Raw genomic sequence first — 24,214 nt, forward strand, 5'->3', positions numbered from 1 at the left:
GAGACGATCCCTGCGTGTCCTCCGTGCGACGGAGCGCGGTGGAGGCCCGGCGGGTACGCTGGTGGGGCGCGCATGCCACCCAGGCGCAGCTGAAGGGAGGGGCTTCCCCTGTGCGGATGGAAAGGGAGGGCGGCATACGGGACAGATGCCCGGCAGGCCTGGAAAGGCGGGAAAGGGGAGGAGGACGTCGGCCACTGCGGCAAATGGCTTGCCTTGCCGCTCTATGCCGCAGCCTGAACAAGGCAGGCAGGACAGAGCAGGGGAGCTTGCTCCTTCGGAGGTGCCGAAGGGAGATCCATGCCAGAACGCTGGGGGGAAGCCTCGAACTGCGGAAAACAGGACAGCCACAGCAAGCCCGTCGGTACAGACAGGGCTTGGTGGCCGCATAAAACGTAAAGGGCGTCGACCCCAATGGCCAACGCCCTGCACGGAGGAAACGGATTCTCTGCGAGAAGTCGTGGAGAAAGCCTCTGAAGCGGGCGGGGAGCCCGTAAGCTCGCCCGCCCGATGCTTATCTGTTGTTACCGCTTCATGTTGATGACGGTTTCCAGCATGGTGTCGGTGGTGGTGACGCCCTTGGAGTTGGCCTGGAAGCCGCGCTGGGTGGCGATCATCTGCACGAATTCGGTGGTCATGTCCACGTTGGACTGCTCGATGTTGTAGCCGAGCACGTTACCGAAGCCGTTGTCGCCGGCCACGCCGAGCATGGGATTACCGGATTCCATGGTGGCGGAGTAGAGGTTGCCGCCTTCCCGGTACAGACCCTGATAGTTCTCGAAGTCGTAGATGCAGAGCTGCCACATGGGCAGGGTCACGCCGTTGTTGTAGGTCACATAGAGCACGCCGTTGGTGTCGAACTCCATGTTGGTCATGCGCCCGGAACCGTAGCCGTTCTGTTCGGTCTGGTTCACATAGGTATCCTTGTTGGCCACGATGGCGTTGTCCTGGCGTTCCGCGGCCGTCATGGTGGCGGCGTTGCTGTTCACGTTGACCGTGGCGTACCAGGTGCCGTCGGGCTTCTGCTCCAGGCCGGTCATGAGGCTGGCCAGGCTGTTGGTGTCGTTGGCACGCGCAGGCTCCAGGAAAGTGTCGGGCTTGGTGGTGAAGTTATCCGCGTTGTTGATACCGCCTGCGTATTCGTACACGCTCTTGGCGTTGTCGCTGGAGAAACTGGTGACATTGGGCGTGCTCAGGCCCTGCGCCAAATCCTGCCGATCACCGGCGGCGTCGATGTAGTAATAGCCCTGGGCATCGTGCAGCACGGCCCGGTTGGTATTGCCTGCGCCGTCGTCATAGATGCCGTAGACGAGGTCGCCCGTATTGGCGCCGCCGTACGTCGTATTGTCATCAGGCGAGACCGTATAAAAGCCGTTGCCGTCCTTGTTCAGATAGAGTTCGCCAGCAGCGATCTGGTTGGGGGCAGTGCCAATGGGGCCGGTATTGGTGTATTGGTACTTCGTGTCATTGGGATCGCCCACGACATAGAACTTGCTGCCTTCAGCGAAGATTTCCTCAGCGGTACCGTCTATGGTCGCCTGACCGTACACCTTGTCGCCAGTGGCGTTGTAGGTGTAGTAGCCCATGTTGTCGCCATAGATGGGGTCACCACCAGCGTCAAATCCAAACACCTTGTCGCCGGGATGCTGTCCACCAGCAGGCTCATAGTAGTAATAACCCAGCGGGGAGTCGGTCTCCAAAGATACCTGCTGACCGTTGACCGTGGTGTAGGGCTTGCCGGTGGCGGGATCGATCCGCACGGAGTTGGCTTCCGCGTTATCCCAGGCGGGCTGGGCGACCTGCTTGAGGCCCATGTTCAGCTCGATGATGTACTCCTCGGCCTGGCTGAAGGGGGTGCTGCCGGCGGCCGTGGTCATGGTCTCGCTCACGCTGTTGGCCAGCGGCTGGCCGGTGAAGTTGGCCGTAAAGGTCGGGTAGCCGTTGTTGGAAATCTTGGTGGGCTGCCACGAGGTCTTGAGGTCGGGGTTCAGGCTGACCTGATCGTTGGCGGGCGGGTTTGCCGTCGCGCCGAAGGTGTAGGCCGTCTGGTCGATGAGATTGCCCGCGGAGTCGAAGATCAGGATGCCGCTGGCCAGCACGCCGGCATTCTTGCAGGTCTGACCGGTGGTCGGATCGTTATAGAAGCGGGTGGGTTCCTTGGCCCAAGATTCGGTGGCGGCGTCATAGCCTTCACCGCCGTAGGAGCGCATGTCTTCAGACGGGGGAATGGTGACGAGGTATTCGTACACCTTGCAGCCGGCGGGCAGGCCTTCCAGCGAGTAGCCGATGCTGCCGTCGCTGTTGTTGCGCTCCAGCGCCACGGCGTCGTAGTAGATGGTGAGGTCGTGCGTGCTGCCGCCTTCGTCGTAGACGCTCATGGTCGAGGACTGGGCATAGGCGGAACGGGCCAGCGGCGGTTCGGCATTGGCGTTCCAGCTGTCGAACAGGGCGGTCAGCGGGCTGGTCATGGACGTGCTCTTGTCCTGATCGCTGATGTCGTTGAGCAGGCCGGTGCCGTTGGTGGAAACGTTGGTGGTGCGCTGGGCGTTGATGTTCCAGCTTTCAAAGAGCACGTCCTGCGGGGAACCGCCGCCCACATAGGCGGATTCCACGGTGCTGGTGTCGCCCATGCCGGTCACGCCGTTGTTGAAGGTCAGGCGGATGGAGTTGTCCACGGGGCGGCCCTGCACCACATAGCCCTGCGGGTTCACGAACTGGCCCTTTTCATTGAAATAGAAGTCGCCGGCGCGGGAATAGCTGATGGACTTGGAGTTGGGGTCGCGCACGCCGAAGAAACCCTTGCCGTCGATGGCGAGGTCGGAGAAGCTGTTGGTGGACTCAAAGGAGCCCTGCGAGAAGTCGCCGAGCAGGGCGTACACGCTGGCGCCCGCGCCCATCTGCACGGAACCGCTGGCGCTGGAGCCGCTGGTGTACAGATAGTCGTTGAAGTCCATGCGCTGACCCTTGAAGCCGATGGTGGAAACGTTGGCAATGTTGTTGCCGACGACCTGCATCTTCTTGCTGTGGGAAAGCAAACCTGAAACACTTGTCCACATGCTCGCAGAAAGACCGCTCATGATTTTCCTCCGTAAATAAACTTCTGCGGTTATATTGTTCAGGCGGCCGTGCACCGCCTCTGAATAACAGGGTTAAACTCTCTGGGTTTCCGTACCGTCGCCGGCGCCTTCACCATCGCCGCCGTCGCCGCCTTCACTCCCATCGCCGCCGTCACCGCCGTCACCGCCATCGCCCTCGTCATCCCCGCCGGGAACCGTGGAGATCTCGGGATCGGATTCGGAGACCTGTTCCACGTCGCCCAGGGACATGTACTGGCCACCTTGCAGGCGGAGCATGATTTCCGTGCCGTTGCGGAGCACGTCCGTCACGCGGTCGGCCACCAGCTGGGTTCCTACCAGTACGGGGTTGCCCGCACCGTCTTCGCCGGAAACCGTGATCTTGTAGGTGCCGTCCGCCGCCGGTTCGCCCTTGGAATTCAAACCGTTCCAGGCGAACTTGTAGACGGCCAGCGTTCCGTCGCTGTTGTACTGCGACATGCCGCCCAGGTTCTCGGTGTAAACAAGCTGGTTGTTGTTGTCGAAGACCTGGATGGTGGCCTTGGAAACGTCGCCGTTGAAGGTGTAGTAGTACGGCGTAATGGTGGAAGTGGTGGTCACCTGTCCATCTTCGCCCGTCACCGACGAACTCGTCTTACCGATGACGTTGCCCGTCGTAGTCACATACTTACCGATGTAGCTGGTAGCATTGAACATGGACTGGTTGTTGACGGCATCAGTAATGCCCTGCATGGATTCGTTCAGGTTCATCATCTGTTCGAGGCTCGAGAACTGGGCCATCTGCGAGATGAATTCCTTGTCGTCCATGGGGTTCAGCGGGTCCTGATACTGGAACTGGGTGACCAGCAGCAGCAGGAAGGCTTCCTTGTCCAGGTTGCTCCCGCTCGTATTGTTAGCCAGAGCCTGATTGAACTCGTTATTGACTTGACCGATGGAATTGACAGGCATTGTTCACTCCGTGCCGGCAATCCTTAGGCCACCACATGAAGGGAACGGGTGGCATATCTTGCCGTTTCACCTATTATATGCATAGGCTGTGCCAAGTCGTTTTCTTCCGGGTAGATCCTTGAATTTCGCAGGTTTGCAAGATTCTGCAGGTGGGCAAGTTCTTCACGGCGGGCATCTTCTTCCTGCCGGGCGTTATGCTGCTGCATATTTTGCCACTGGTCGCCGTTGCTTTCGGCCAGATCCTTCTGCTGGTTCTGGAGGCCCACTTCCAGCTTGTCGACCTTGAAGCCCTGCTGTTCCAGATTGATGCGGATATTTTCCAGCTGCTGGCTGACGAGTTCGGCGGTCTCGCTCTTTTCGGAACGGATCTGCGCGCTCACTTCGCCGTTGCGCATGGTGAGGGTCAGAGTGATGGCCCCCAGTTCCGCCGGATGCAGTTCCACGTCGAGGCGGCGCACATTGCTGCGCATGGCCTGCAGGAAGCCGTCCTGAACCTGCTGGCCTACCTGACGCGAGAGGGAAGACTGCTGGTTCTGCTGGGCGGCATCAAGGCGCGTCGCTTCAAAACGGGCCGCATCCAGACGCATGTTCTGGAATTGCGCGGCAAGGTCGGCTGGCTTGTCCTGCCCGCTGTGCAGGTTGCCGCCAAGGTCGTTCATGCCGGACTGCTTCTGTCCGTCGCCGGAAGCGGTGACCGCATGGCGGGCATCCTGCACGAGGCCGATGCGTTCGGCATCCGTCTTGGCGGCATCGCCATCCTCAAGGCCCTGCTTGGCCAGCTGGAGGCGGCGCAGGCCGTCCTCGGTGGCGGCGGCTTCGCTGCTTTCGCTGTAGCGCATGCGCAGGCCGGTCATGTCAGCGGCATCGCCACGGCGGGCATTGGCGCGGGCGGCGTGTTCGTCTTCGCCCGCCTTGCCCATGCCGGTGGCGGAAAGACCGTTATCCGTCTTGTTGATGACGGCGCTCTGGCGTCCGTCGGCGCTGCGGCCCGAGGCTTCACTGAAGCGGGCGGCCTGCTCGCGGGCGGCATTTTCCTTCTGAGAAGCGTCAAGGGCGGCTTCGAGGTTCTCACGGGTCTGCTTCTGCACCGTGCGCTCGATCATGGCCTTGCTCTGCTGCACTTCTCGGCTTTGCAGAGATTCGGCCTGCGCTTCCTTTTCCATGCGCTCACGGGCCTTCTTGATGACCTGACGCACGGTCTGGGCCGCGGCTTCGTCCAGCTTGGCCTGCTTGTTCTCCATTTCGGCAAGATGGGCGCGCGCGGGGTTCATGAGGTTGCTGAACTGGTCGCTGGTGCAGCGCAGGCCATCAGCCCCGCCGAAGCTGCTCATGAGCTTCTGCTGCACGGAAGCGGGCAGACCGAGCCCCTTGGCCAGGATGGCCATGTCGTCCTGGGAAATGTCGATGGTGCCGCCATGCTCGGCGCCGCTGAACGTCTTCTGGATGAGCGCAAGCGCCTGGAGCCCCTTGCCCTGCTGCATGAGGTCCATGGCATTGACGGCCAGTTCGCCCGAGGGGTCGATCTGGTTGAGCAGACCGGTGAGCATGTCCTTGTCGCTGTCGCTGAGCTTCACCGTGCTGTTCATCTGCAGGCTGGCCATGACCTGCGCCAGCATGGCGCCGTCGGGCGACTGCATGAGGGCGTCGAGACCGCCCAGAGCGTCTTCGGGAGCGCCGGCCTTGATGAGGGACGCGCGCAGATCCTGGAGTTCCTTCTTGGTGAAGGTCACTTCATCCAGGGTATAGAGTACGCCGTTGAGCGTATGGCGGCTGTAGGGCGCATCCACCAGCGGGCCGGTGGCCTCGTCTTCTTCCAGGGCTTCCTTGACGTTTTCGGACTCGCCCCGGTTGACGGCGTCGATGGCGGAATGCACAGAATCCAGGAAGTTGTCCACCGGATCGGAGTCGCTGGAATCAAGCGAGCTCTGGAAAATGCCGGCGAAATTGCCGGAAGCGGATGCCGCCGTAGCCGCGCCCGTATCCTGACTCTGGATGCTGTAATCGGAAGGAAGAATTTGCATGGCATACTCCTTGTCCCGGGAGGTATACAAGGAACATGCCAAAATGCGTTATCGTGTTTTTTCGCGGGATTGATGGTAGCGTATCTCGGCGGACGGCAAGACTTTCCCGGCAAAAAAAGCCCACCGGTCAGGGGAGGTCCGACCGGCTGGCCAAGGGGTCAGCTGGCGCTTTCCGCCTGGCCCCGTTGCGCCTTGATGCGCTTTTTTTCCTGGTACATGCGTTCGTCGGCCTGCTGGATGAGGTCGTCGAGGTTGTCGGCCGCGTCTTTCCAGACATATCCCAGCGCAAGTCCGCCAGGATAGGCGGCCTCGCATTCCTTGCGCATGCTTTCGAGCTTGAGGAGGAAGATGTCCTCGCGGATATTGCCGCAGACAAAGACGAATTCGTCCCCGCCGATGCGGAAGATGTCGCTGCTGCGGAAATGCCGGGCAAAAATGCGGCTCATGCCCTGGATGAACTCGTCGCCTTTTTCGTGCCCGTAGGTGTCGTTGATCCGCTTGAGTCCGTTGAGATCGATGAAGGCCACGCCGATCTTGGGAGCGGGAGTCTCGGAAAAGGTCTTGCAGGTGGTGAGGTAGGCGTTGCGGTTGCCGAGCCCCGTGAGCGGGTCGCGCAAGCCGAGCGTACGCAGTTCATCCGCTATGCGGGTCTTGGAGATGGTGTTGTCGATGAAATAGGCAAGGGAATGCAGCAGGGTCAGATCGTGCTGACGGTTGCGGGGATTATCCACGCCGATGAAGCCGGAAAGCAAGCCGTTGATGTGCAGGGGGACAAGGAAAAGACTTTGGATATCCTGCGGTTTGTGCAGAGCATACAAGTCGGGTAAAACGTCGCGTATTTCCTCAAGATCATTGATGATGACGCTGTTCGTGCTGCCGAAGGCCTTCATCCAGGGCGAAAAGACCGCATAGGGGATATTTTGCAGCTGGTTTTTTTGCGGCGTGACGCCGGGAGCGCACCATTCATGCGTATTGGTCACGATATCCGCCCCGGAAGCGTCATATTTGGTCTCAAAGACGTAGCAGCGATCCGCTTCATAGAGACGTCCCGCCAGCAGGAGGGCCTTTTCCACGGCGGTATTGAAATTTTCCTCTTCCAGCAGGGTGCGGACACATTGCAAGAGCGTCTGTTCCGCGGCGAGTTTGTTCTTTATGTTTTTTTGTTCAAGGACGCTTTCCGTAATGTCGGTGGCGATCTCCATGTGGAGCGTTTTGCCTTTGTAGCGGATGAATTTGTCCTTGACGCGGAAGTAACGCCCAATTTTTTCGTTATAATGCTCCCAGATATAGGATTTTTCGTGGGAAAGCTTGTTCATGGGGCAGAAGGGGCAGGGCGCATCGAAATTTTGAAAGAGCTGGTAGCATTTCTGGCTTGCTATGTCGGCATCGGAAAAGAGGCTGCCGCAGATCTCATTGAGCCAGAGGATTTCGTATGTTTCGGGATCGTTGACGTAGATGATGTCATCCAGTGAGCTTGCTATCAGGCCGGAGAGGCATTCCTCCTGCGTTTGCATGCATGTTTTGTTATGACGTTTGTAGTAGGGCATCAGAGTCTCTCCGGCTGTGGGGGGAAGTGGTGGCGGCCCAGGGGATGACTGTCTTTTATGCTGTGCCAATCTATTGAATTTGTTGATTTTAATGGTAAGTCATCTGTACTTCCAAAATAGGAATTTTTTTCAGTGATGTCAAATATCCGGATAGGGTGATGAAGTATGCATCCCGCAGTCGGGCGAACAGATCCAGAAGGGGGGGATGTGCCGCCGCGGCAGGATGCGGGAAACGCCGTCAGGCAGGCGTCGGCGCCGCGCGGGAAGCGGAAAAGACTTTCTCTGGAGCTGCCCTGCTGACATGCGGCGCTTTTGGGGATAAGCTGCCGTTGCGGGCCGGAAGCCGGCATGGCCGGCAGGGGGCCCCGTTCGTCAACCCATCATCAACACAGAGGAAGTGCGCATGAAAAAACACGTCATGGCCGCTCTGGCGGCACTTGTCCTGCTGACGTCTCCCTGCCTCGTTGCCGCCGCCCAGCAGGATGCGTCCGCTCCCGCGGCCGGATCCGCCCCCGCCGAGACGGCCGCCCCGGCCGCAACGGAAGCGGTCGGCCGGGAGGTCCACGGCAATCCGGGCAGCAAGGTGTATCATCTGCCGTCGTGCCGCTATTACAACAGCAAGGGGGCAAGCAAGGTCTTCAAGACGGCGGAAGAGGCCGGGGCTGCCGGTTATCGTCCCTGCAAGACCTGCGGCAAGGGAGGCGCGTAAGCACGTCGTGCGGCCTTTGCCGCATCTTCCTGCATGCCGGTATGCCGGACCGCGGGGGCTTCGACCTCCCTGCGGTTCGGCGGATCCGGCAACGCCTGTTCAGAATTCATACACCAGATGGACGCGGCCGCCGATGCTGCGCCGCGTGCCCGCCGCGCCTTCCACGGCCAGATCCAGCCGCAGGGGCGCGGTCTCGGGCGTGATGGCGAGGCCCAGCTCGAAAAGGGCGCTGCTGCCCGTCATGGATGTGGACGGGATGGCCATGCCGCTGCTGCGGGAGGCGGCGCGGGCTGTGCCGAGGCATTCGTATTCCCACGCGGCCCCCATATAGACGGAAGCCGAGGGGAGGATGCCGCCGTCAAGGCGGGCCCCCAGCCGGATGCGGGAGGAGTCCACCGCATCGAAATGGATGCTGTCGCCGTTGACGCCGGTATCCTGCGCGTCCTGATGGAGGAAAAGATACTTGCCGTAGACATCCAGCGTCCAGGCGTCGCCCAGCGGCAGGAGGCAGCCCAGGCCCGCGTGGCCGCCGTAGTAGGGCGTCGTCAGGGCGTAGTCCGCCGGACGGTCCATGTTGTCCAGCAGATCGTCGCTGTGCCAGGCGGTATTCACTTCGCCGGCGCGGCCGCTGGCCTCGATGTAGAGGCCGCGCAGCAGCCCCTGGGTGAAATCGATCCGCGCAAGCAGCCCGCCGCCCGTATAGCGGGCATCGCCATAGCCGGAGATCGTTTGGCCCGCTGTTTCCCGTGTCGTCTCAAGGTTGCCGTAGCCCGCTTCAAAGAACGCGCCCGCCAGCATGTCCGCCCAGGCGGTTCCGGCATGGCGGGCAAGGCCGGTCACGAGGGACATGCCCCGGCTCGTCACGCCGGTCTCCGTGGTCAGGCTTGCCGTACCGCCGTAGATGGTCGCAAAGGCGGCCCATCCCGTGCCGTCAGTCTGGCGGGCGGCGGCGCGGGCGTCGCGCAGGGCGGCCCCGGCCACCAGATCCCCGCCCTGATTGAGCAGGCCCGCCGCCCCGATGCGGGCTTCGGTCAGGGCGCCCGCCAGCGGATTGGGGCGGGAAGCGTCGATGCGGATATAGATGGAGTCCTCGTCGCTGAGGACGGCCCCGTCATACAGGACGGCATAGCCCTGGAGCAGGCTGACAAGACCGCCGACATCGGCTTTGGCGATGGCCTGACTGGCGTCGTGCACCAGCTCGAAGGTCTCGCCGAGGTGAGCTCTGCCGCCGGTGATGATGTCCGGCAGCTGGGCCGTGACCGTCGTCCCGTCGAAGTCGCCGCTCTGCGCGCCGCTTACGGTCAGCATGGGGACGCCTGCCGCCGCCGTCCCCGGCGCGGGCAGGACGAAATGCAGGTTGGCGAAGCCGGCGGCGCGGCTGACCGTGCCCTGCCAGCTGTCCACGAAGAGCGTATTGCCGCTGCCGCGTGAGGCCACGGCCTGTCCGCCCGCTTCCCCGCCGAAAAGCCGGGTGTCCGCCGGCAGTGACGCCTGCTTGCCGATGATGATGCTGTTGCCGGTCGCGCTGCCCCCTGCCGCCGTCCGGCCGCCGTAAATGTCGCCGCTGACGCTGCCGTCATTGATCAGAAGGGTGTTGTGCGAGGCATCGCCCGCGCTTTTTTCCAGATAGCCGCCCACCAGATCGCCGTCCACCCGGCCGCCCCCCGTCACGGCGATGGTATTGTTGCCGGCGCTGCCGCCGTCTGCCGTCCGGCCGCCGTAAATGTCGCCGCTGACGCTGCCGTCATTGATCAGAAGGGTGTTGTGCGAGGCATCGCCCGCGCTTTTTTCCAGATAGCCGCCCACCAGATCGCCGTCCACCCGGCCGCCCCCCGTCACGGCGATGGTATTGTTGCCGGCGCTGCCGCCGTCTGCCGTCCGGCCGCCGTGGATATCGCCGCTCACGCTGCCGCCGCTGACCAGGATGGTATTGTGGGACGCGTCCCCCGCGCCCTCCAGGCTGCCGCCCGCCAGACTGCCGTCCACCCGGCCGCCCTGCAGCACGGAAATGGTGTTGTTGCCGGCGCTGCCGCCGTCTGCCGTCCGGCCGCCGTAAATGTCGCCGCTGACGCTGCCGTCACTGATCAGAAGGGTGTTGTGCGAGGCCTCGCCCGCGCTTTTTTCCAGATAGCCGCCCGCCAGGTCGCCGTCCACCCGGCCGCCCTCCACCACGGCGATGGTGTTGTAACTGGCGCTGTTGCCGTCTGATGTGCCGGTGGCGTCGCCGCCGTGCACAGCGCCGTGGACGACGGCTCCGGCGCCGATGACGATGCTGTTGCCGTCCAGTCTGGCGGGGAAGGGCGTGTCAGGCGAAAAGCCGCCGGTGACGTTCCGCTCCACGACCGCATTGCGCAGATACACGGCATTGTTGCTGGCGGAAGCCTCTGCCGCATCGCTCTGCGCGGAAGCGGCGATAAGGTTTTCCGTGATGTGGCCGCCGGTGACGGAGACCACATTGTCGTTGGCCACGGCGTCCCGGCTGGTGCTGAAGGCCAGCCCGCCCACAACATGCTTGGCCGTGCCGCCGGAGATGCTCACCGTATTGCCGGAAGCCTCCGCCGTACCTTTGCCGGTGGCTGAACCGCCGTACAGCTCCTCCACGCTGCCTCCGGCGACGTTGATCATATTGCCGTAGGCGGCGGCAACGGTATCGCTCCCGCCGTTGATGGCGCTGGTTCTGCCGCCGAATGCCTGCAGCAGGCTGGCCGTGCCGTCGATGCTCACCCGGTTGTTCGAGGTCATGAACAGACCGCCGTCGCCGCCGTCGGCCCGGGCATAGCCGCCGTACGCGGAGGCCAGGTCGCCCAGCGCGAGCGGGCCGCTGATGGACAGGCTGTTGGCCGCGGCGATGGCGCTTGCCATGCTGCGGGCGTAGCCGCCGTAGATGCTGGGACTGTCGCCCGTGAGACCGCCGGTGATGATGACGCTGTTTCCGCCCGCTCGCGCCGTGTCGTTATCGCTGCGGGCATAGCCGCCGTAGATGCTGCTGCTGACCGAACCGCCGCTGATGACGAGGCGGGCGCTTTCAGCCAGGGCATCGCCGCTTTTGGACCGGCGCTGCAGCGCGTAGACGCTGTCCCAGATGCCGTCGTGAATGGTGAGACTGCCGCTGCCTACGTTGTCCTGCGCTCGGGGAGCAGCGGGATTCCCCAGCAAAAGCAGGGCGGACAGCAGCAGGCTGAAGCCACATCCTCTCGAAAGGTGCAAAGACGTCATGGCGACTCCCGGCGCGGAAAATGCGGATGGAACTCTCCCCGTCAGCGCGGCGGCTATCCCCCTGCCGCAAGGTGGCGGGAACACGACCGCCAGGGCGTACGGGGAGAGCGTTCCCCGGAGGACATCCCTGTGGAACGCTTGCAAAAAGCATAGGACCACTTTTCGTCGAAAGCAATAGGTGTAGAAAATGCTATATTTGCTGGAAGCTGGTTTTCCGTCGGGAAAAACGCCGAACAGTAAAGCGGCAGGAGGCGGTGACGCGGACTTTTTAGAGCATTTTCCTACGGTCTGGCGTTTCGCGGAAAAAACGCGGTTTTTCCGCTTGGTTTGGGCCGGGCGGCGCTGTGCCGCCGCCTCGCATCTTGTCTTTTTCAAAGGCAAAATGCTCTATCCGGCATGGCGGCAAAATGCCGGCAGGCAAGGGGCATTTCCATGCGGCCTGCCTGCCGGCGTATGGGGTGGGTCACGTTATGGGGAAAGCGGATCAGCACATCCAGGCGCCTGCCGAGACGTTGATGTCCTGCCCCGTCATCATGGATGCGGCGTCGGAGCACAGGAAGGCGACGACATCGGCTATGGACGTTGGGGGGACAAAGGTGTTCAGCGGCGAGGCCCGCTTCTTTTCGCGTTCCACATCCTCGAAGTTCCGGTGCTGCGCCTCCGCGGCATGCTGGATGATCATGCGCTGGCGCGGGCCGTCGACGGCCCCGGGACAAACGGTATTGACGCGGATGTTCCACTGGCCGCACTCAAGGGCCAGCGAGCGGGTCAGGCCGATGATGGCGGCCTTGGCCGAGCAGTAGGAGGCTCTTTCGATCAGCGCGCGCTTGGCGGATACCGAGGATATGTTGACGATGTTCCCCTGCCGTTCGGAAGAGCTCTCCCGCAGCAGCGGGATGCCGTACTTGCACATGAGGAAGACGCCGTCCAGATTGATGGCGTTGGCCTTTTGCCATGCCGCGAGGGAGATGTTCTCCGTGGGCCCCATGGGGCCTGCCACGCCGCTGTTGTTGACGAGGATGTTCAGCTTCCCGAAGGTCTTCTTTATCTCACGGAAGCCGTCGGCAACGGAATCCTCGTTCGTGACGTCAAGGTGCAGACAGAGGGCTTTGGCATGACAGGCGCTTTCGATGAGTTGCTTCGTCTCCAGCGATGTCTGTTCGTTTATGTCGGCAATGACGACGCTGGCCCCGTGCCGTGCAAGACAAAGGGAGATGTCTCTTCCGATACCCTGACCGCCGCCGGTCACGACCGCGACACTGTTTTCAAGAAACATGGTTCCTCCGAAAGCAAGGTTGAATGGTTGACTTATTGTTCCGCGGCAGCTTCCTTCTTCCTGCCCAGGATATTCTTGATGACAGGGGCAAGAAGCAGGAAAACGACGGCCACGATCAAGCCGGCGGCAATGGGATGGTCAAAGATCATGCTTTGCAGGCTGCCGTTGGTGATGATGAGGCTCTGGCGCAGGCTGATCTCGAACTGCATGCCGAGCACGAGCCCGATGACCAGAGGCGCAAGCGGTATCTTGAAATACCGGAAGATGACGCCGACGAAGCCCATGATCACGGTCGTCCACAGGTCGACAAAGCTGTTGCGGACACTGTAGGAGCCCAGGAGGCAGAGCAGGGAGATGATGGGGAGGAGCAGCGATTCCGGGAGCTTGAGCATCCAGGCGAAGCCCTTGGCGACAAGATAGCCGATGGGGATCAGGAGCAGGTTGGCGATGCAGAGGGCGATGAAGATGCTGTAGACGATGTCGGGGCTGTCGACCATGAGCCGGACGCCCGGCGTGACGCCATGCATGATCAGGGTGGCCAGCATGACGGCGGTGACGGCGTCCCCGGGAAGGCCGAGAGCAAGGGAGGGCACCAGCGCGCCGCCGGTGACGGCATTGTTGGCCGCCTCGGGGGCGATGATGCCGTCCGGCTCGCCCTTGCCCATATTCTCCTTGCGCGGAGAGGTGCGCTTGGCCTCGCCGTAGCTGATGAAGGCGGCGGCCGAGGAACCGGTGCCCGGCAGGACGCCTATGAGCGAGCCGATGATGGAAGACTTCAGCAGGAGGACGAAGCGTCCCTTCCATTCCGCGAGGCGCGGCAGGATGAGCCCGCTGCACTTGATGATGTTGCCGACGTTTTCACGGACCACGATGTCGATGCGGATGAAGACCTCGCTCAGGGCGAAGATGCCTACCAGCACGGCGATGAGATCCATGCCGCCGCTCAGGGCGAAAAAGTTGAAGGTGAAGCGCTCGTCGCCCGTCATGGGGTCCTGCCCGACGATGGACAGCATCAGGCCGACCGTGCCGGCGAAGATGCCCTTGAACTGGCTTTTTTCCGAAACGGTGGAGATGCAGGTCAGGCCCAGCAGGATCAGCGCGCAGGTCTCCACCGGCCCGAACTTCATGGCCAGGGCGGCGAGCTGCGGCGCCGCGAAGAGCAGTACCGCGCAGGAAAACAGTCCGCCGAAGACCGAGGCCATAGTCGCCCAGCCAAGGGCCTTTTCGGAATGGCCGGACTTGGCCATGGGGAAGCCGTCAAAGCAGGTGGCGGCGGATGCCGGCGTGCCGGGCGTATTGATGAGGACGGCGGAGATGCTTCCGCCATAGACGGAACCGGCATAGACGCCGAGCAGAAGGGCGATGGCCGACACCTTGTCCATGGAGAAGGTAAAGGGCAGGCAGAGGGTGATGCCCACAACGGACCCCAGACCGGGAAGCGCCCCGACGATGACGCCGATGACGACGCCGATAAGAAGACAGCTCAGCGCTCCCACCGTCATGATGAGCGCCATGCCTGACATCAGGTATTCCATGATCAGACTCCCGACAGACTAAAGGATGGTAGGGCAATCATCAGCACATGTTCAAATGTCATATCGATAAAGACGGCATAGACGACGCTCGTGATCACAAGCAGCAGCGGACGTGAAAAACCGAGGATACAGGCCAGGCTGATAAAAAAGATCGTTCCCGTCGCGATGAACCCCAGGGAGGGGAGCAGGAGCGAGAACAGGCAGAGCGCCGCAAGGCCGGCCAGGACGCGGCCCCACATGAAGATCCTTTTTTCCGCGCAGCTCTTGCGGGCCTGAACGAGCATGCCCGCGGCGCAGAGTATCCAGACGGTCAGCAGGATGCGCGGAAAGAGCATGGGGCCGTCGCTGATGTCCTGCGCCATGCCCGCATAGCTTTCATCAAAGGTGTGCAGCATGAGGCCGCAGCCGAAAAGCAGGATGATGGCGGAAAAGATGTATTCCTGTGTCCTGTAGGTCATCTCATGCCTCCCCTTCACGATCCAGCAGGCCGAGTTCCCGCAGCACGGAACGTATGCGCAGCATGTCGTCATCCCGCTTGCGGCAGATGTCCTCCACCGTGCGCTGGCCGTAGTCGTAGAAACCCTGTCCGGCCTTGATGCCGGTATGTCCTTCTTCCACCAGCGTGCGAAGCTGCGCGGGCAGCCGCTCGCAGCCGAGGCGGCGCATATTGCCGAGGACGAGATCCAGACCGGCGAAGTCCAGACGCTTGACAATGCCCAGGGCCGCGATGCGGATGCCGAGGCTGGCCTTTACCGCAAGGTCGAGCTCGGCGGCATCCACGACACCTTCTTCCATGAGCTTGAACATTTCCTGATGGATGGCGAACTGCAGCCGGTTGACGACAAAGCCCGGCGTGAACTTCTTCAGGGGGACGGGGACGGCTCCCGCCGCGCGATAGTGCCGTTGCAGTCGCTCCAGGTCTCCCGCGCCGGCGGCGGGCGATCCGATGATCTCCACAAGCGGGATGATGTGCGGCGGCACGAAATGATGCGCGGCAAACAGCCGCGGATGCAGGCTCTCCGGCGCGAGGGCGAAGATATCCAGCGTGGAGGTATTGCTTGCCACAAGCGCGGAAGCTCCGGGCGTGCCTTCCGCCGCGCAGGACGGCAGGCCGGCGAAAAAGCGGCGCTTGATGTCGGGATTTTCGCTGATGGCCTCGATGACAAGTTCCGTATCCGACAGGCAGTCTTCAGCATGCTCGTGAAAGCTGATGCGTTCCATGATCTGCGCGGGGCTTTCCTTCAGTTCGCCCGCGGCATCAAGGGTCTCCAGCGCGTTGCGCATGAGCGGGGCGGCCGCCTGCAGCGCGCTGGGGCTGGTATCCACAAGACAGACGGCTTCCGCGGCCTGTGCATGCAGCAGCGCCAGCGAATGTCCCATGACGCCCGCGCCGAACACCGTGACTTTCTTGAAGGGTGACATAGTGGCTCCCTGTGGTTGAGGCGTTTTGGGGGGGCGGGAGCCGGAGCTCCCGCCCGGCGGATCACTTCTTCAGGCCGAATTCCTTGGCGTACTTGCTGTAAAGCGCATATTCCGATTCAAAAAACTTGGTGAACTCGGCGGAGTTGAGATAGCTCGCCTGCATGTCCGTGCGGGCGCAGAGCTGGCGAAATTCTTCGGAGGCGATGACCTTGGCCGCGGCTTCCTCAAGCCGGGAAAGCACGTCCGCGGGCAGGTTGGCCGGTCCCCAGAAGCCATGCCAGCCGGTGAAGGCGGGCACGTTGATGCCCAGTTCCTTCATGGTGGGCAGGTCGGGGTATTCCGGCAGCTTCTTGTCCCCGAAGACCGCAAGGCCGACGAGGCCGAACTGACGGATGATGACGGGCGGGTCGGCGTAAAACTGGACGGTGCCGGAATTGAGGGCCTGGATGGCGCTGCCGGAGTCCTTGGAAGGCATGTGGTTGACCTTGAGGCCGAGCGCGGCAAACAGGGCCTGCTGGCTGATATGCGGAGAGCTGCCGGGGCTGCTGCTGGTGAAGAAGTACTTGCCCGGATTCTGCTTCAGGTGTTCCACGGCTTCCTGGAAGGTCTTCCAGGGCGCCTTGGCATGGGTGACGAGGACGACGGGGTTGTTGGTGACAAGACAGATGGGGGTGAAGGCGTTCCACTTGTAGGGGAGCTTGCGCAGGTTGGGCTGCGAGCTCATGGTCGCCACAGGCAGATAACCCAGCGTGTAGCCGTCAGGATCGGCCTTGGCCAGTTCCGCCGCGCCGATGGTCCCGCCGGCCCCGGCCACGTTTTTGATGATGAATGTCGCTCCCAGTTCCTTGCCGAGCAGTTCGGCAAAGGCTCTTCCCATGATGTCCGTGGCGCCTCCCGCCCCAAATCCCACGATGACGGTCACGGGGCGCTCCGGATAGGCCGCATGCGCCTGAGCCGTCAGGGAGCAAAGAAGGGCGCATACGCCGAAGATGCAACTGATCACTCTCAACATGCTCACCTCACATGACTGGGTTGCGGGAGGCGGCGTCCGCCGGGGGACGCCGCTCCCTTGTTCGTCTTACTCCTGTTCCTGAGGATCGCAGGCGATATCGGTGATGACCTCCACAAGGACCGGCCTGTCGGCGGCAAGCGCCTTTTCCAGGGCGGGGATGATGTCCGCGGGCTGCTCAACACGAATGCCCATGCAGCCCATTTCTTCGGCGATGCGCGTGAAGTTCGTGTTGCGGAACATGAAGAGATCTTCCGGCCTGCCTTCCTTGCCGGCATAGATCTGCCGCACCTTCCCGGCGCACTGACCAAAGCCGCCGTTGTTGTTGAGGACGGTGATGGTCTTGATGTTGTGGCGTGCGGCCGTTTCCATTTCGCAGAGATGATACCAGAAGCCGCCATCGCCGGTAAAACAGAATACCGGCCTGTCGGGCAGGGCGCACTTGGCCCCGAGCGAGGCCGGGAAGCTCCAGCCCAGGGAGCCGCCGGTGGCCCTGATCAGGCGCTGGCCGGGCTTGAGGAAGCGGACGAAAGCGCCCGTCCAGATGGAGGAGAATCCCGTATCCGCCACCACGACGCTGTCCTGCGGCAGGAAGTCCGACAGGTCCTGGCAGAGCCTGTCCGTCAGGATGGGCACGGCGTTGCTGGTCAGACGGGCCGCATGCCGCCGCAGCCAGTCCGTCAGGGCCGCCTCGGCCTCGGCCGTCCAGGCGGTGGGGGCCCGCCAGCCTTCAAGCGTCTGGACCAGTGCGGCCATGGACAGCTTGGCGTCGCCAAGCACGCTCGCGCAGTTGGGGATGTTGCGCCCCAGTTCCTCGGGGCTGATGTCGATCTGGGCGATGCGGACGCCGCGCGGCGGCAGCGTCCAGTCCAGGGTCAGCTGGTCATTGACGCTGCACCCGACGTAGACCACAAGGTCCGCCCGCTTGATCATGTCGTTGGCGCACTTGCGGTTGTAGTCCCCGACGGGGCCGAGGTAGAGGGGATGGCTGTCCGGCAGCAGGCCCTTGCCGTCCACGGAAGAGGCCACGGGCAGGCCGAGATCCGCCAGCGCGCGGGTCTCGTCATGCGCGCCGGAGATATTGGCCCCGTTGCCGACCACCAGCAACGGACGCTGCGCCGCGCGGATGACGTCCGCCAGCTTGCGGACGGCGTCGGGATCCGGCAGGGGCCGCATGGCGGGCACGCGGGCATACTGCGGTTCCGCCGTGGCGTCGAAGTTCGTCTTGCACTTGTCCAGGAAGGCGCCGGCATGGTTGGTGACGTCAAGATGCACCGGGCCGGGGCGGCCGCTGGTCGCCTCGCGGAAGCACTGGCGCAGATACATGGGGACCAGCTCGGGAGCCGAGGCAAAGACGTTGTACTTGGTCACCGCGGCGAAAAGGGGGCCGTGATCCAGTTCCTGATAACTGTGCCTGTGCTGGAATTCCGGCGCTTTCCTGCCGGTGATGGCGATGACGGGCGAGCTGGCGAGGTAGGCGTCCTGCAGGCCGGCGGACAGGTTGGCGGCGCCCACGGACTGGCTCATGCAGACGCCGGGCTTCCTGCCCGCACGCGCGTAGCCGTCCGCCATGTAGGCCGCGCCCTTTTCCGAGTGGGCCACGATGCGCCGCACGCCGATCCGCTCCAGCTCCACGAGCGTATGCCGCAGGATGGCTTCCATGAGGAAGACGTGCGTGATGCCGTACGCGTGCAGCGTTTCCGCCATGTATTCCGAACCCTTTTGCATTTTTTCGATGGACATGACTGTATCCTCTTGTAGATGGTTGCGTGTGGCGGGTTATCTGGCCGTGGGGAGCATGCCGTCCCAGGTGTCCACCTTGCCGCCGTCTTCCCTGAACCAGGTGGCCGTGACGTTCTTCAGTTCCGTGTAGAAGCGGACGCCGTCCATGCCCATGACATGCAGCGAGCCGAAGAAGCTGCGCTTGTGTCCCGTAAAGCCGAAGGAGCACACAGGCACAGGGATGCCGACATTGACGCCGACCATGCCGCCGTGCGTCCTGCGGGCAAATTCCCGCGCATGGAAGCCGCTCCGCGTATAGATGACGGAACCGTTGGCGTAGGGGCTGGCATTCATGAGCGCGAGGCCTTCTTCAAAGTCATGCACGCGCTTGATGGAGAGCACAGGGCCGAAGATCTCCTTGTCGCCTATGCTCATGCCCGGGGCGACGTTGTCGAAGATGCTCGGCGCTTTGAAAAGACCTATATCGCCTTTGACAGGGCAAGACAGTTCGATCAGATAGTAAAATGCAAATATTTTGATGAAATGTATCCGCTTTTCATAGCGCCGGCCGCCATCTATCTTGGCCTGTTCCCGGAGGCCGTGGGCACGACGATATCGTGCCTCAATACCGCGAGGCAGAAGGGGGATACATACGGCACCATCTGGTGGCATGCCGTTCTGGGCATCTGCTTCCTGCAGATCGGCATGCTGGATGCGGCGCTCGAGCATATCGTGCAGAGCATGAACTACGGCGTCATCGAACCCGCGCAAAAATTGTACTTGTGGATATGGAGGGCCCTTGCGCTCTATCATGCCCAAAATGGCCGCATGCTGTATTCCTACAAGATCCTGTCGTCGTGCATCGAGGAGAGAAAGCGGCTGGGCCTGGGGCGATTCTCCTATACGGCTCCCTGGGTGCTGGAGCTGCTCTATCTGTACCATGTGGAGGGTTTGCCGGATCTGCCCGGGTTCCCGCTTGCTCAGGAACTCAACCTGGTGCTCGAGTCCGGGAACAGGCATCTGCACGGCATGGCCTACAGGATAAAAGGGCAAATGCTGCTGGCGGAAAACAAGCCCGCGGAAGCTGTCGGCAGCCTGCATGCGAGCAGGGATGCGTTTCAGCTGGCCGGGAACGAAAGGGAATATGCCAAGACCCTGCATGTCCTTGCGCAATGCTATCAACAGCTGGGCCGGCAAGGCGAAGCTGCCGAGCTCCGGCATGAGTCGGACGAGATCCTTGCCGGCTATGCCGTCACCTGTGCGGAGATCTGGGGGGACGAAGGCCGCAGCGACTGTGCATGGAAAGGCTGCGTCATCGCGGAAAACGTTCAGAAGAAAATGCGCATCTGTCTGGAAAAGCTGTACAATATACGGTACGCATCATCTTTTGAGTCCATGCGGCGGGACATCCTCTGTACGGTGCAGCGCTATCTTGGCGCGGAGTGCGGCCTGCTGGCGGAGTTCCCCGCTGGCGGCGCTCCCTGCTTTTTGCAGGGCGTGAACATCTCCAAAGCCGATTTTGAAAGCAGCCTGTCGCATTTTGCGCGGGAGGGCATCCATGCGGACGTCGCGTCCGGCAAGGCCCTGCTGCTTTCGGATGCCGGCAGGATCTCCCTTGTCCTCCCCCTGAAGACGGGCGAGCGCACCCTGTGCTGCATCCTTTCGAGCACGCTGCTGGCGGGGAGCTTCATCAGTCTTGAAGAAAAGCAGCGTGCGCGCCTCATCAGGGAACTGCGGGACTGCTACCGTCTGTATGAGCGCTTCGACAGGCTTTCCCTCAAGGAACAGACGGAAGAATCGAGCTGTCCGCCCGATCTTTCCGCGATCAGCTTTTCCGAAAGGCATTATGACAACAGCCGCGGCATGCACATCCCGCTTGAGCAGGCACGGCATGCGGCGCAGTCCGACGCCTCCATCCTCATACTCGGGGAAACGGGCGTGGGGAAAGAGGTCCTGGCCAACAGGATCCACGAGTACAGCGGCCGAAGGGGGCCCTTTGTGCCCGTACATCCGGCCTGTACCCCGGAATCTCTGTTTGAGAGCGAATTTTTCGGATACGAAAAAGGGGCGTTCACCGGAGCCACACGACAGAAGATCGGGCTTTTCGAACTGGCGAACAACGGGACGTTCTTCATCGACGAAGTGGGGGAGATCCCCTTGTCCTTTCAGGCAAAGCTCCTGCGGGTTCTGCAGACGCACAAGTTCATGCGCGTGGGCGGGACGCGGTTCATCACCTCGCATTTCCGTCTTGTCGCCGCGACCAACAGAGACTTGCGCAAGGAGGTGCAGAAGGGCAATTTCCGTGAAGACCTTTATTACAGGCTTTCCGTCATCCCCATCATCATCCCTCCCCTGCGCGACAGGCCGGAGGACATCCCCGATCTGCTGAACCTGTTCATCGACGAGTTTTCCGTCCGCTACGGCTGTTCCTTCCCGCCGGTCACCGCCGAGATGGTGGACATGTTCAAGCGCTACTCATGGCCCGGAAACATCCGGGAAATGAAGAATGTGGTCGAACGGGCCGTCATCCTGAGCAAGGGGGGGCCGCTCAGATTCTACATCGGGAACGAGCAGGTGCAGAAGCCGTCCGAGGTGCCGCAAGAATCGCCGGAATCCTTCTTTGAGGAACTGCCGACGCTGCAGGAACTTTGTCGGAAATACATTGCCTACGTCGTCAAAAAAACGCAGGGCAGGATAACCGGGAAAAAGAGCGCGCAGGAGATCCTCGGCATCAGCAAGTCCAGCCTCTATGCCAAGATAAAGGAACTTGGCCTGAAAAACGGCTCATAGCCGGGGCGGAAGCCGCCCGCCGCGTCCTGCGCCGTGCTGGAAAGGGACTGAGCCACCTGCGCGGAAAGCGGAGGAGGGCGCGGGAGGCGCGGTCGAAAGGAGAGAGGGCAGGCTGATCTGCGCCTTTGCGGAAGGGGAGGGAGCAAGGCGGCGCACGCCCGGCACGGCAGTGCGGATGCAAGGAAAAAGGGGCCACGGCGTTGACCGTGGCCCCTTGTGCATTCTGGTGGAGAAGAGGAGACTTGAACTCCCGACCCCCGCCTTGCGAAGGCGATGCTCTCCCAGCTGAGCTACTTCCCCTTTCGTGCGTTCACACAAGAACGTCATTTAGCCGAAATGCGGGAACATGTCAATCTTTTTTCCCGCCATCTCCTGCGGCTAGCCGTTCGCCTCGGGAACGAGCTGGATGTAGGGCCGCTTGAAGAGGCGCGTCTCACCGCTTTTCGGATCATGGACGGAGTTGACGAAGCACTTCCACGCGGCGTCGTCCAGCGGCATGTGGTCGCTGCGGTAGTAGAAGCCGGGGTAGCGGGTCTCCTCGCGGAAGGCTATGTGCTGCATGTGCAGGCGGACGGTCCAGAGGCGATGGTAGTTCTCCCAGCAGCGCAGCAGTTCGTGCAGGTCGCGGGCCGCCAGACGCGCGGAGTCCTCCTCCAGCATGTCCAGCAGCTCGAAGCCCCGCTCCAGCATGGCCTGCGAGGTGATGTAGAAGGTGGAGACGCCGCCGCCGTATTCGTCCGTGCATTTCATGAGCCGCAGCATGAAGTGACGGGGCGTGAGCATGTGAGGATTCACCTCCACGTCGGTGGTGGCGTCCTTGTAGGTCTCGAAGGTGCGCCACGGCGCATAGATCATGTCGGCCAGGGCCTGCGGCGTCTGCGCGGGCACGGGCGCTTCGCCGGGATGGTCCACGCACCAGCGCACCATCTGCTTGCCGGCGATGCGGCCTTCGGCATGCGAACCGGAGGAGAACTTGTGTCCGGAAGCGCCCACGCCGTCGCCGCAGGTGAACAGGCCCTCGATGGTGGTCATGCGGTTGTAGACCTTGCCGTTGGCGGCCCGGATCTTGTATTCCGCGGGCACCCAGTCCTCATCCGGGCCGGAGACCCAGATGCCGCAGCAACCCGAATGCGAACCCAGCAGATAGGGCTCGGTGGGCATGATCTCCGAACCGCGTTCTTCCGGCGCGGTGTTGGTGCTGGCCCAGAGGTTGGCCTGCGCCACGCACATGTCCAGAAAGTCTTCCCAGGCTTCGCTTTCCAGCGCCTTCTGCTGTTTTTCGTCCAGGGTGGCAAAGGTGCTGCGCAGGGCCGTGCGGGTATCCATGAGGATGGGGCCGCGCCCTTCGCGCATCTCGCGCAGCATCATATGGTTGCGCAGACAGGTGGGCACCACATGGCCGCGGGCGTAACCGCGTTCCTCATAGGGACGCAGCATGGCCTTGTTGGTCACGCAATAGTCCTCGCCGAGGGCATTGACGGCCTTGGCCCGGAACAGCAGGAACCACGCCCCCACGGGGCCGTAGCCGTCCTTGAAGCGCGCCGGGACGAAGCGGTTTTCCATCATGGTCATTTCCGCGCCGATCTGGGCGCTCATGGCGTAGGTGGAACCGGCGTTCCAGACGGGATACCAGGCCCGGCCCAGCCCTTCGCCGCAGGAGCGGGGACGGTAGACGTTCACCGCGCCGCCGGCGGCCAGCAGGACGGCCTTTGCCCGGAAGACATGCACCTCGTTGCGGCGGACATTGAAGCCCACCGCGCCGGCGATGCGTCCGGGATTGTCCTTGTCCGTCAGGAGCCGGACGATGAAGACGCGCTCAAGGATGCGCTCCGGTCCCAGGGCCTTGCGGGCGGCTTCCGCCACGATGCATTTGTAGGACTCGCCGTTGATCATGATCTGCCAGCGGCCGGAGCGGACGGGTTTGTCGCCCTTGCGCAGGGATTTCCCGGCAGCCTTGGCCTCGGCGCCGTCCAGGTTGTGGCCGTCATCCCCCTTGATCCAGCAGGGCAGGCCCCAGTCCTCGAAAAGATGGACGGAGTCGTCCACATGGCGGCCCACGTCAAAGATGAGGTCTTCCCGCACAAGGCCCATGAGGTCGGTACGCACCATGCGCACATAGTCTTCCGGGCTGTTGTCGCCCAGATAGGTATTGATGGCGGACAGGCCCTGCGCCACCGCGCCGCTGCGTTCCAGCGCGGCCTTGTCCACCATGAGCATTTTCAGACCGTGGCGGTCACCCCAGCGGACGGCTTCGTAGGCGGCGCCGCAGGCGCCCATGCCGCCGCCGATGATGAGGATATCCAGATCGTGTTCGACAATGTCGGGATTGGCCAGCGGCAGACCGGCCTGCTGGTGTTGTGCGTTGCTCATGCGTCCTCCAGGCGGGGGGTGTGCGTGCGAAAAATGCGCTGCCTGTCCGGCTCGCTGACCGTGGCGCGGACGGGAGCGGCAGGGGCGAGAGCGGCAGCGGGCGCTTCTTCCGTACTCAGGCGATTGTCTTCCAGCGAGGCGTCCTGGGCCAGGGGCGCGGGCGCTTCGATGGAGTCTTCAGCCGTGGTGCGGATGGGGAAGCTGAAACGTTTCTGCAGACCGTTGCGGAAGCGGACGGTCCAGGAGATCTGCTGCGAACCGCGCAAGGGCAGGCAGACGCCGCCCAGCGGGGCGAAGTCCGCATAGGGGCGGACGGAAATGGCGCCCTGCGGGCAGATCTTGACGCAGGAATAGCATTCCCAGCAGGCGTCCGGTTCCTGATTGAAGGCTTTCATGCTCGTGCTGTCCAGCAGCATGAGGTCATTGGGGCAGACGTACATGCAGGCGGTGCGTTGACCACCCTTGCAGCCGTCGCACTTGGCGGGATCGACATAAGTCGGCATGGCGGCTCCTGTTGCAAAAGATCCTTTGGATGCGCCCCGTCATGGGCGCACGGAAAGGGGAAACACGGTTGTCGT

At 62.5% G+C, this 24,214-nt stretch carries 16 protein-coding genes and 1 tRNA gene; 2 read left to right on the forward strand and 15 right to left on the reverse strand.

Features of this window, described 5'->3' with window-relative positions; translation table 11 throughout:
* Positions 1 to 521 precede the first annotated feature (521 nt).
* From Q0K12_RS03560 to Q0K12_RS03575, 4 genes are all read right to left on the reverse strand, one after another.
* Entirely contained in the window at positions 522 to 3,074 is a 2,553-nt protein-coding gene (locus tag Q0K12_RS03560) for a flagellar hook-basal body complex protein (RefSeq protein WP_297260406.1), read from the reverse strand.
* A gap of 72 nt (positions 3,075 to 3,146) precedes the next feature.
* On the reverse strand, positions 3,147 to 4,019 hold the full coding sequence (locus Q0K12_RS03565) for a flagellar hook assembly protein FlgD (RefSeq protein ID WP_297260407.1): 873 nt from the start codon (positions 4,017 to 4,019) through the stop codon (positions 3,147 to 3,149).
* A gap of 23 nt (positions 4,020 to 4,042) precedes the next feature.
* The gene (locus tag Q0K12_RS03570) at positions 4,043 to 6,040 is read right to left on the reverse strand and encodes a flagellar hook-length control protein FliK (RefSeq protein ID WP_297260408.1); all 1,998 of its coding nucleotides are present in this window, start codon (positions 6,038 to 6,040) and stop codon (positions 4,043 to 4,045) included.
* Positions 6,041 to 6,198: 158 nt separating this feature from the next.
* On the reverse strand, positions 6,199 to 7,554 hold the full coding sequence (locus Q0K12_RS03575; protein ID WP_297260409.1) for a sensor domain-containing diguanylate cyclase: 1,356 nt from the start codon (positions 7,552 to 7,554) through the stop codon (positions 6,199 to 6,201).
* A gap of 436 nt (positions 7,555 to 7,990) precedes the next feature.
* Here Q0K12_RS03575 and Q0K12_RS03580 point away from each other — a divergent pair, with 436 nt between their 5' ends.
* Positions 7,991 to 8,296: an Ada metal-binding domain-containing protein gene (locus Q0K12_RS03580; RefSeq protein WP_297260410.1), complete on the forward strand. Its 306-nt coding sequence runs from the start codon at positions 7,991 to 7,993 to the stop codon at positions 8,294 to 8,296.
* A 99-nt stretch (positions 8,297 to 8,395) separates the two neighbouring features.
* Here Q0K12_RS03580 and Q0K12_RS03585 read toward each other — a convergent pair whose 3' ends face one another.
* From Q0K12_RS03585 to Q0K12_RS03620, 8 genes are all read right to left on the reverse strand, one after another.
* Positions 8,396 to 11,512, reverse strand: coding sequence for a hypothetical protein (locus Q0K12_RS03585; protein WP_297260411.1), 3,117 nt, complete (start codon positions 11,510 to 11,512; stop codon positions 8,396 to 8,398).
* 484 nt (positions 11,513 to 11,996) lie between these two features.
* Positions 11,997 to 12,788, reverse strand: a complete 792-nt coding sequence (locus Q0K12_RS03590) for an SDR family NAD(P)-dependent oxidoreductase (protein WP_297260412.1) — start codon at positions 12,786 to 12,788, stop codon at positions 11,997 to 11,999.
* 32 nt (positions 12,789 to 12,820) lie between these two features.
* Positions 12,821 to 14,323, reverse strand: coding sequence for a tripartite tricarboxylate transporter permease (locus Q0K12_RS03595; protein WP_297260413.1), 1,503 nt, complete (start codon positions 14,321 to 14,323; stop codon positions 12,821 to 12,823).
* A 2-nt stretch (positions 14,324 to 14,325) separates the two neighbouring features.
* Positions 14,326 to 14,781, reverse strand: a complete 456-nt coding sequence (locus Q0K12_RS03600) for a tripartite tricarboxylate transporter TctB family protein (protein WP_297260414.1) — start codon at positions 14,779 to 14,781, stop codon at positions 14,326 to 14,328.
* A gap of 1 nt (position 14,782) precedes the next feature.
* Positions 14,783 to 15,745, reverse strand: coding sequence for a 3-hydroxyacyl-CoA dehydrogenase NAD-binding domain-containing protein (locus tag Q0K12_RS03605; protein ID WP_297260415.1), 963 nt, complete (start codon positions 15,743 to 15,745; stop codon positions 14,783 to 14,785).
* A 61-nt stretch (positions 15,746 to 15,806) separates the two neighbouring features.
* Positions 15,807 to 16,757, reverse strand: a complete 951-nt coding sequence (locus Q0K12_RS03610) for a tripartite tricarboxylate transporter substrate binding protein (RefSeq protein WP_297260416.1) — start codon at positions 16,755 to 16,757, stop codon at positions 15,807 to 15,809.
* A 66-nt stretch (positions 16,758 to 16,823) separates the two neighbouring features.
* Positions 16,824 to 18,497, reverse strand: a complete 1,674-nt coding sequence (locus tag Q0K12_RS03615; protein WP_297260417.1) for a thiamine pyrophosphate-binding protein — start codon at positions 18,495 to 18,497, stop codon at positions 16,824 to 16,826.
* Positions 18,498 to 18,533: 36 nt separating this feature from the next.
* Complete coding sequence (locus Q0K12_RS03620) at positions 18,534 to 19,124, reverse strand: aldehyde dehydrogenase family protein (RefSeq protein WP_297260435.1); 591 nt, start codon at positions 19,122 to 19,124, stop codon at positions 18,534 to 18,536.
* On the opposite strand from Q0K12_RS03620, the gene Q0K12_RS03625 reads away from it, so the two are divergent.
* The gene (locus Q0K12_RS03625; protein WP_297260418.1) at positions 19,020 to 21,266 is read left to right on the forward strand and encodes a sigma 54-interacting transcriptional regulator; all 2,247 of its coding nucleotides are present in this window, start codon (positions 19,020 to 19,022) and stop codon (positions 21,264 to 21,266) included. The genes Q0K12_RS03620 and Q0K12_RS03625 overlap by 105 nt on opposite strands.
* A 224-nt stretch (positions 21,267 to 21,490) precedes the next feature.
* Here the strand turns inward: Q0K12_RS03625 and Q0K12_RS03630 are convergent.
* From Q0K12_RS03630 to aprB, 3 genes are all read right to left on the reverse strand, one after another.
* Positions 21,491 to 21,566: transfer RNA gene (locus Q0K12_RS03630), tRNA-Ala, on the reverse strand.
* Positions 21,567 to 21,644: 78 nt separating this feature from the next.
* Positions 21,645 to 23,636 carry an adenylyl-sulfate reductase subunit alpha gene (gene aprA / locus Q0K12_RS03635; protein WP_297260419.1) on the reverse strand — a complete coding sequence of 664 codons (1,992 nt, stop codon included), beginning with the start codon at positions 23,634 to 23,636 and terminating at the stop codon, positions 21,645 to 21,647.
* Positions 23,633 to 24,139 (reverse strand): adenylyl-sulfate reductase subunit beta, encoded by a 507-nt coding sequence (aprB, locus tag Q0K12_RS03640; RefSeq protein ID WP_297260420.1) that lies wholly within the window; start codon positions 24,137 to 24,139, stop codon positions 23,633 to 23,635. Before aprB ends, aprA begins: the two co-directional genes overlap by 4 nt.
* Between the last annotated feature and the right edge of the window lie 75 nt (positions 24,140 to 24,214).

The organism is uncultured Desulfovibrio sp., assembly GCF_944324525.1.
Taxonomy (GTDB): Bacteria; Desulfobacterota; Desulfovibrionia; order Desulfovibrionales; family Desulfovibrionaceae; genus Desulfovibrio.

Coding starts and splice junctions, on each gene's coding strand:
- Q0K12_RS03580 (WP_297260410.1), top strand. CDS start 7,991: ATGAAAAAACACGTCATGGCCGCTCTGGCGGCACTTGTCCTGCTGACG.
- Q0K12_RS03590 (WP_297260412.1), bottom strand. CDS start 12,788: ATGTTTCTTGAAAACAGTGTCGCGGTCGTGACCGGCGGCGGTCAGGGT.
- aprB (WP_297260420.1), bottom strand. CDS start 24,139: ATGCCGACTTATGTCGATCCCGCCAAGTGCGACGGCTGCAAGGGTGGT.
- Q0K12_RS03610 (WP_297260416.1), bottom strand. CDS start 16,757: ATGTTGAGAGTGATCAGTTGCATCTTCGGCGTATGCGCCCTTCTTTGC.
- Q0K12_RS03615 (WP_297260417.1), bottom strand. CDS start 18,497: ATGTCCATCGAAAAAATGCAAAAGGGTTCGGAATACATGGCGGAAACG.
- Q0K12_RS03595 (WP_297260413.1), bottom strand. CDS start 14,323: ATGGAATACCTGATGTCAGGCATGGCGCTCATCATGACGGTGGGAGCG.
- Q0K12_RS03625 (WP_297260418.1), top strand. CDS start 19,020: ATGTATCCGCTTTTCATAGCGCCGGCCGCCATCTATCTTGGCCTGTTC.
- Q0K12_RS03605 (WP_297260415.1), bottom strand. CDS start 15,745: ATGTCACCCTTCAAGAAAGTCACGGTGTTCGGCGCGGGCGTCATGGGA.
- Q0K12_RS03570 (WP_297260408.1), bottom strand. CDS start 6,040: ATGCAAATTCTTCCTTCCGATTACAGCATCCAGAGTCAGGATACGGGC.
- Q0K12_RS03575 (WP_297260409.1), bottom strand. CDS start 7,554: ATGCAAACGCAGGAGGAATGCCTCTCCGGCCTGATAGCAAGCTCACTG.
- Q0K12_RS03560 (WP_297260406.1), bottom strand. CDS start 3,074: ATGAGCGGTCTTTCTGCGAGCATGTGGACAAGTGTTTCAGGTTTGCTT.
- Q0K12_RS03600 (WP_297260414.1), bottom strand. CDS start 14,781: ATGACCTACAGGACACAGGAATACATCTTTTCCGCCATCATCCTGCTT.
- aprA (WP_297260419.1), bottom strand. CDS start 23,636: ATGAGCAACGCACAACACCAGCAGGCCGGTCTGCCGCTGGCCAATCCC.
- Q0K12_RS03585 (WP_297260411.1), bottom strand. CDS start 11,512: ATGACGTCTTTGCACCTTTCGAGAGGATGTGGCTTCAGCCTGCTGCTG.
- Q0K12_RS03565 (WP_297260407.1), bottom strand. CDS start 4,019: ATGCCTGTCAATTCCATCGGTCAAGTCAATAACGAGTTCAATCAGGCT.